The 7,590-nt window shown below is 66.5% G+C and carries 5 protein-coding genes; 2 read left to right on the forward strand and 3 right to left on the reverse strand.

Annotated elements, in window-relative coordinates; genetic code table 11:
• Positions 1-12: 12 nt before the first annotated feature.
• A complete protein-coding gene (locus Q0330_RS12830; protein ID WP_299479816.1) occupies positions 13-2,805 on the forward strand; it encodes a glutamine-synthetase adenylyltransferase in 2,793 nt (930 codons plus the stop codon).
• Between the two features lie 20 nt (positions 2,806-2,825).
• On the opposite strand, the gene Q0330_RS12835 is transcribed toward Q0330_RS12830, so the two are convergent.
• The gene (locus Q0330_RS12835) at positions 2,826-5,015 is read right to left on the reverse strand and encodes a glycosyltransferase (protein WP_299479819.1); all 2,190 of its coding nucleotides are present in this window, start codon (positions 5,013-5,015) and stop codon (positions 2,826-2,828) included.
• Between the two features lie 63 nt (positions 5,016-5,078).
• On the reverse strand, positions 5,079-6,239 hold the full coding sequence (carA, locus tag Q0330_RS12840) for a glutamine-hydrolyzing carbamoyl-phosphate synthase small subunit (protein ID WP_299479822.1): 1,161 nt from the start codon (positions 6,237-6,239) through the stop codon (positions 5,079-5,081).
• Positions 6,240-6,379: 140 nt separating this feature from the next.
• Between carA and Q0330_RS12845 the strand changes: the two genes are divergently transcribed.
• On the forward strand, positions 6,380-6,841 hold the full coding sequence (locus Q0330_RS12845; protein ID WP_299479825.1) for a GatB/YqeY domain-containing protein: 462 nt from the start codon (positions 6,380-6,382) through the stop codon (positions 6,839-6,841).
• Between the two features lie 76 nt (positions 6,842-6,917).
• On the opposite strand, the gene Q0330_RS12850 is transcribed toward Q0330_RS12845, so the two are convergent.
• Positions 6,918-7,412: a DUF2244 domain-containing protein gene (locus tag Q0330_RS12850; protein WP_299479828.1), complete on the reverse strand. Its 495-nt coding sequence runs from the start codon at positions 7,410-7,412 to the stop codon at positions 6,918-6,920.
• Positions 7,413-7,590: the final 178 nt, after the last annotated feature.

A 7,590-nucleotide genomic window follows, 5' to 3' on the forward strand; every position in this document is an offset into this window, starting at 1 on the left:
CTAACTCGGGTCATGGATTTCGCTGACCGCATCACCCGCCTGCCCATCGCCCATGACCCCGCCCGCGCCGCTGAGGCGAGGGCGCTTTTTTCCGGTCTTTCCGGTCCGATGGCCGACCTGATCGCGGGGACAGCCGGGTGCAGCCCCTATCTGTGGTCGCTGATGCAGAAAGAGGCCGAATGGCTGGCCGGGGCAGGACTGACCGACGATCTGGTCGCGCGGGTGCTGGAAGGCTGCGCCGATCTCGACGCCGAGGCGCTCGGGCCGGCGCTGCGTCAGGCCAAGCGCCGGGTCGCGCTGATGGCGGCACTGGCGGATCTGGGCGGCGCCTGGCGGCTGGAACAGGTCACCGGCGCGCTGACCGATCTGGCCGACCGCGCCACCGATCTTGCGCTGCGCGCCCATCTGCGCCGCGAGATCGACCGTGGCAAGCTGCCCGACACCGATGCCGATGCCGGCGGAATCTTCACCATGGCCATGGGCAAGATGGGCGCGGGAGAGCTGAATTACAGCTCGGACATCGACCTGATCGTGCTTTACGACGATGCAGCCTATGACCCGGGCGACCAGCACGAGGCGCGGGCGGCGCTGATCCGGGCAACCCGCAAGATGGCGGCGACGCTGTCGGACAATACCGAACACGGCTATGTCTTCCGAACCGATCTGCGCCTGCGTCCCGATGCGGCGGTGACGCCGGTCTGCCTCTCGGCCTCGGCGGCGCTTGCCTATTACGAGGCCGAGGGCCGGACCTGGGAACGCGCCGCCTATATCAAGGCCAGGCCCTGTGCCGGCGACATCGCCGCAGGCCTGCGTTTCCTGGACGATCTGCGACCCTTCGTCTGGCGCAAGCATCTGGATTTCGCGGCCATTCAGGACGCCCATGACATGCGGCTGCGGATCCGCGATCACAAGGGTCTGGGCGGCAGGCTGACCATTCCGGGCCATAACATGAAGCTCGGCCAAGGCGGCATCCGCGAGATCGAGTTCTTTACCCAGACCCGCCAGCTGATCGCCGGCGGCCGCGACCCCGACCTGCGCGGACGCGGCACGGTCGGGGCGCTGGCTGCTTTGGCGGTAAAGGGCTGGGTTCCCGATGACATCGCCCGCGAGTTGACCGATCATTACCGCCAGCACCGCGACATCGAACATCGCATCCAGATGGTGAACGACGCCCAGACCCATGACCTGCCGAAAGAGCAGGACGGGCTGCTGAACATCGCCAATATGATGGGCGAAAGCGATCTCGACGCCTGGAGCGATCGGCTGCGCCAGCGGCTGGAGCGTGTCGAGACCCTGACCGACGCCTTCTTCGCGCCCTCGGACAGCGCGCCCTTGCCGGATCTCTCCGACGAGGCCAGGGCGATCATCGACCGCTGGGACAGCTATGCGGCGCTGCGTTCGACCCGGGCGCAGCAGGTCTTCCGACGCATCAAGCCCGACCTTCTCGGACGCCTGAGCCGTGCCGCCCATTCCGATGCCGCATTGGCGCGCTTCGACGGTTTCCTGCAGGCGCTGCCGGCGGGGGTGCAGCTTTTCTCGCTGTTCGAGGCCAATCCGCAACTGGTCGATCTGATCGTCGATATCTGCGCGACGGCACCGGGCCTGGCCGCCTATCTCGGTCGCTATCCCGAGGTGCTGGATGCCGTGCTCGGCGGGTCGTTCTTCGAACCTTGGCCGGGCGATGACGCATTGCGCGAGGATCTGTCGCAACGCCTGCGCCAGTGCATGGAGGCGCGCGACGGCGGCTATGAACGCGCGTTGGAAGAGGTGCGGCGTTGGGCGCATGACTGGCAGTTCCGCGTCGGCGTGCATCACCTGCGCGGCCTGTCCGATGCGGCGCAGGTGGGGCGTGAATATGCCGATATCGCCGATGCGGCGATTGCGGCGCTGCTGCCCCATGTCGTCGATGAACTGGCCGTGCGGCATGGTCCGCCGCCGGGCCGGGGGGCGGTGGTCATGGGCATGGGCTCGCTTGGGGCGCGGCGCCTGAACGCGGCCTCGGATCTCGACCTGATCGTGATCTACGATGCCGACGGGGTCGAGGAATCGACGGGGCGCAAGCCGCTGGCACCGCGCGCCTGGTATGCGAAGCTGACCCAGTCGCTGATTACGGCGCTGTCGGCGCAGACTGCCTCCGGGCGGCTATACGAGGTCGACATGCGCTTGCGCCCCTCGGGCCGGCAGGGGCCGGTCGCGACCTCGGTGCAGTCATTCCGCAATTACCAGATGACCGAGGCCTGGACATGGGAGCACCTTGCCCTGACCCGCGCCCGGGTGGTGGCCGATTGCGGCGCGGAGGGTGCTGCCCTCGCCCAGGAGATCGAGGCCCTGCGGGTCGAGGTCATGGCGGCGCATGGCGGTGATGATCGCGTCATGCCCGATCTTGCCGACATGCGGCAACGCATTTTCGCGGCCAAATCGCCCGATGGCGTCTGGGAGGCCAAGATCGGCCCGGGCCGGCTTCAGGACATCGAATTGCTGGGCCAGAGCTTTGCCCTGCGCGGTGCCGATCCCGCCCGTGGCCCCGAGGCGCAGTTGCGCGCCGGTGGCCGTCTCGGGCTGATGCCGAAGGATCGGGTCGAGACCCTGCTTTCGGCGCAGCGCTTCCTGTGGCGGCTGCAGGTTGCCGGTCGCTTGCTGAGCGAGACTGCACTGAACATGGAGGAACTCGGTCCCGGCGGTCAGGAATTCCTGCTGCGAGAAACCGATTGCGCCGATCTCGACGCGCTTCGCACACGGCTGTCCGGGGTGGTCGAAAGTGCCGGTGCCATCATCGACGTGGCGACGGGACCCACCGCCGGTTGAGTCGGGCGGGTGGCTGCGGGTCAGGCCTGTCTCGCGCTGCGCAACTGGCTGTCCTGATCGAAGGGATTGGGCAGCGCGGATGCATAGGTGTCGCCCGTGGCTTTCGGCGTGACCGGTGCAGCCATATCAGCCGCCCCGGATGCGGCAGCAAGTGCCGGGGCGAGGCTGGCGATGCCTGCGGCGCGTGGCGAATCGCCGATACGGCCCATGACCGGGATCTGAAGCTGATCGTCCTTCGCCCCGGCCTCGGTCACCGCTTCCGATTCGTCGAAAATCCCGTGAACGGTCTTGTCCCAATAGAAGGGCTTGGCGACGATCTCGTAGATCGCCTTCCATCCGGCAAGGCAGCCGAGCGGAAAGTAGAAATGCATGAACGGCACCCAGGGCAGCAGGTGACGATGCTTGGCCCCGCGCACCGCCCAGAAATTCATCGCCATTCCGACCAGTTCCGAGGCGACGAAGAGCGTGAAGATGGCGGCCAGGGCATTGCCGCCAAGCGTTGCGACCATGGGCCCGCCCAGAAGATGCGGCAGGCCGAGGCTGAGCAGCCAGAAGCTCCACAGGACGGGGGCGAGAAGATACTGAGAAATCGTGCCAAGGAACTGGACCTGAAAACCCATGAACCGCAGCGGGCCGAGATCGCGCCAGAGCGCGACCGGATCGCGCATATGGACCCCCCAGGTGACGGCATAGCCTTTCAGCCAGCGCGAGCGCTGCTTGATCCAGGGCAGAAGCCGGCAATTGGCTTCCTCGTCCGTCGTGGTGTCGATCAATTCGGTCCGCAGACCATGCCGCGCCAGCCGGACGCCAAGATCGGCATCCTCGGTCACGTTCCAGGCATCCCAGCCGCCGATCCGTTCCAGGATGTCGCGGCGAAAGAACAGGGTGGTCCCGCCAAGCGGCACCACCAGCCCCAGCCGGGCGATGCCGGGCAGATTGGCGCGGAACCAGCTGGCATATTCGATGGTGAAGCAGCGTGCGAGCCAGTTGGTGCGCGGGTTGAAATAGTCCAGCCGCCCCTGCAGGCAGGCGACATCATCCGCAGCGACAGCAAAGCCGCGCGCGACCTTGTGCAACTGGTCGGGGTCGGGCCGGTCCTCGGCATCCCAGATGCCGACGATATCGCCGCGACAGAAATTCAGCGCATAGTTCAGCGCCCGCGGCTTGGTCTGCACCGGGCCGGGCGGCACGGTCACGACGCGGATCCAATGCGGCAGCGCGACGCCTTTCAGCGCCGCCGCCGTGACATGATCGGTGGCCTCGGTGACCAGCAGGATATCGGTCAGTTCGCGCGGATAATCGAGTCGCGACAGCCGCCCGACCAGCTTGCCGGCAACGTCGCTTTCGTGAAACAGCGGCACCATGACCGAGATCACCGGCAACCCGCCCTTCAGCTGCGGCGCGCCTTTCAGTCCGGTCGCGATCAGCGCCCGCTCATTCGCGTTCTCGCTCGTCTGGCGCAGGATTGCGGCGAAGGCGCAGGTCTTGAGGATCAGGCCCGCAAGCAGCGTCAGCGTGGCCCAGGCGGTCAGCGCGCCCATCAGCGCCACAGGCGCAAGGGCAAGCCCGATCAGAACCGTCATGATTGCCAGTGCCGCCAGGCGCGCGACCCGGCCGCCGTTCATACTGCGGCAACTCAGATGGCCGGGAACGCTCTGTTCGGCCTGCCGCGTCAGCGCGGTCGAGCGGCGTGCCATGATCGCCGCATGAATACCGCTTTCGGCGGCAAATAGCATGCGCACCGGTCCGTAGCCTGGCGGCAGCTTTGCCGAAAGCGCAGCAAACGCGTCGGGTCGCGAGGTGGCAAGAAAGGTGGTCCCGCCGATCCGGCGCCAGGGCAGAACGGCGTGTTTCAGGCAGAAACCGGCACCGATTTCGTCGATCAGTCGGGCGTCGGGCGGCATGGCGAGGGGGTCGATCTCGGAGGTGCGCCATTGCCGGGTCAGGGCATGGGTCAGCGCCGCTTCCGTGACCCAGCCTTGCGACAGCAGGATCTGGCCGAGCGGCACGTTCTGCCGCTGGCGCATCACGATGGCCTTCAGCAAATCGCCGTGACGGACCGCGCCCTGTTCCAGAAGAATCTGCCCCAGATGCCGCGGATCGCGCCTCGCCAGCGTCGGTTGCACATGTGCGGCATGTGGACCGACATGTGATGCAGCAGGATGGCGCAGCGGAATCGAAGCGGCGGGTGCGGCAAGCTTGGCAGACATGGCGAATCCCCCTCGGTTTCGCCATGTCTGCCATGAAGCCGTTAAATATCGGTTAAATCGGCCTCAAACGCTGCGGCGGGCGCGCATCGAATCGGCAAAACGCTCGAACAGATAGGCCGAATCCTGCGGGCCGGGTGCGGCTTCGGGGTGATATTGCACCGAGAAGACCGGCCGACCGGCGATCTCGATCCCGCAATTCGAGCCGTCGAAAAGGCTGATATGGGTCTCGCGCACGCCTTCGGGCAGGGTCTGGGCATCGACGGCGAAGCCGTGATTCATCGAGGTGATCTCGACCTTGCCGCTGTCGATGTCGCGCACCGGATGGTTGGCGCCGTGATGGCCGTGGCCCATCTTCACCGTCTTCGCGCCAAGTGCCAGCGCCAGCATCTGGTGGCCAAGGCAGATGCCGAAGATCGGCACGTCGCTTTCCAGCAGCGCCTTGATCATCGGCACGGCATATTCGCCGGTCGCCTCGGGGTCGCCGGGGCCGTTCGACAGGAAAACCCCCTCGGGCGCATGGGCCAGCACGTCTTCGGCGGTGGCTGTGGCCGGCAGGACCGTGACATCGGCCCCGACCGACACCAGCGAGCGCAGGATATTGCGCTTGGCACCGTAATCCAGTGCCACGACCTTGAAGGGCTGCGGCTCGGACTGGGGGGCGAATTCGCCCGGCCATGACCAGAGCCCGCCTTCCCAGTGATAGCTTTGCCGCGTCGTCACCTCGCGCGCGAGATCGAGGCCCACCAGCCCCTTCCAGTCGCGGGCCCTGGCGATCATCGCCTCGATATCGAATTTCCCGTCCGGGTCATGGGCCAGCACCACATGCGGGCTGCCCTGCTGGCGGATGGCGCGGGTCAGGCGGCGGCTGTCGACGCCACCCATGCCGATGCGGCCACGCCGGCGCATCCAGTCCTGCAGGTCCGAGGTCGCGCGCCAGTTCGACGGCTCGGTCGGGTCCCATTTCACCACGATGCCGCTGGCCACCGGGTCGGCGGCCTCGTCATCCTGTTCGGTCACGCCGGTATTGCCGATATGGGGGAAGGTGAAGGTGACGATCTGGCTGGCATAGCTGGGATCGGTCATGATCTCCTGATAGCCGGTCATGGCGGTGTTGAAGACCAGTTCGGCCACGACCTCTCCGGTGGCGCCGAACCCCTGTCCCATGAATATCGTGCCATCGGCGAGGGCGAGGCAGGCGGTCGGCTTCGCGGGGGACGCGGTCATGGGAAGGCTCCTGATCTGGCAATCGCGCGGAACCTAGTGAAGGGGACCTGCGCGGTCAAGCGAGCCTGGGCTTGAACCGGGGCAAAACCACGCCTATTTGAAGGCGCTTGAGCCATGAGCGGCCAGGAAATGGGGACGAAATGGACCTGAAGACCAGAATCCAGACTGCAACCAAGGACGCGATGCGCGCCAAGGACGGGTTGCGCCTGTCGACGCTGCGGCTGATCTCGGCCGCGATCAAGGACCGCGAGATCGCCGCGCGCACCTGCGAGGGCGAGAACACGCCGATGAGCGATGCCGATCTGGTCGCGATTCTTGCCAAGATGGTCAAGCAGCGCCAGGAATCGGCCCGCGCCTATGAAGAAGGCGGGCGGCTGGAACTGGCCGAGAAGGAAAATGCCGAGATCGCCGTGATCGAGGAATTCCTGCCCCGCAAGATGAGCGCCGAGGAAACCCGTGCCGCCATCGACGAGATCGTGACCACATTGGGCGCAAGCTCGGTGCGCGACATGGGCCGGGTCATGGCGGAACTGAAGACCCGCTTCTCGGGCCAGATGGATTTCGGCGCGGTTGGCGCGATGGTCAAGGAAAAGCTGCTGTAAGCGGCAGGCTTGAGATATGGCGACGTATTGAGGCGGTGCCCCGGTCGGGGTGCCGCCTTTTGCATGTGCCGGCCAGTCAGTGCGAGCGTCGCAGGCCGGACAGCGCGCTGTTGATCTCGGTCGCAAGCGATTCGCGCTCCTCGGGGGTGAGGAAGGCGCCGAGCTCGATCTCGCGCCCCGATTCGTGGTCGCCTTGCAGGACCAGATATTTCTCGACCGGGCCGGGGCGGATCACGGCGCGGATCCAGTAGGGATTGGCGCTCCAGCTGCGCTCGGGCCGTCCGGGATCGCGGCGAATCAGGCTGATGCGCGTGGCGGTCAATTCCAGCCGTTCCTCGCTGGTGCCGCTGCGATAGCTGCGCTCGATGGCCCACCAGATGCCGGCGATGGCCGCGAGCATGAAGGGCAGCAGCGCCCAAAGCACCGCGCTGCCCAGCACCGCCAGCAAAGGCAAGGCCAGAAGCACCGCAGTCACCCCGATGAACCAGACGAATCCCCTGCGCGGCAGCGAGCGGAAGGGCCAGGCCCTGAGCCGCCTCATGTCGCCATCGGTCTGCCATTCATAGGGCATCTGCGCCCTCCACCATGGTCACGGGGCCAGAAGTGAAAACGGCCCCGGATTGCTCCGGGGCCGATATTCGGTCTGCCGTCCCATCAATGGGCGTGGCTGTGATCCCAGTCCTCGCGCTTGGGAAGCTGCTCGAACGTGTGTTCGGGCGGCGGCGAGGGCAGGGTCCATTCCAGCGTGT

Source organism: uncultured Paracoccus sp. (assembly GCF_937873615.1).
Taxonomy (GTDB): Bacteria; Pseudomonadota; Alphaproteobacteria; order Rhodobacterales; family Rhodobacteraceae; genus Paracoccus.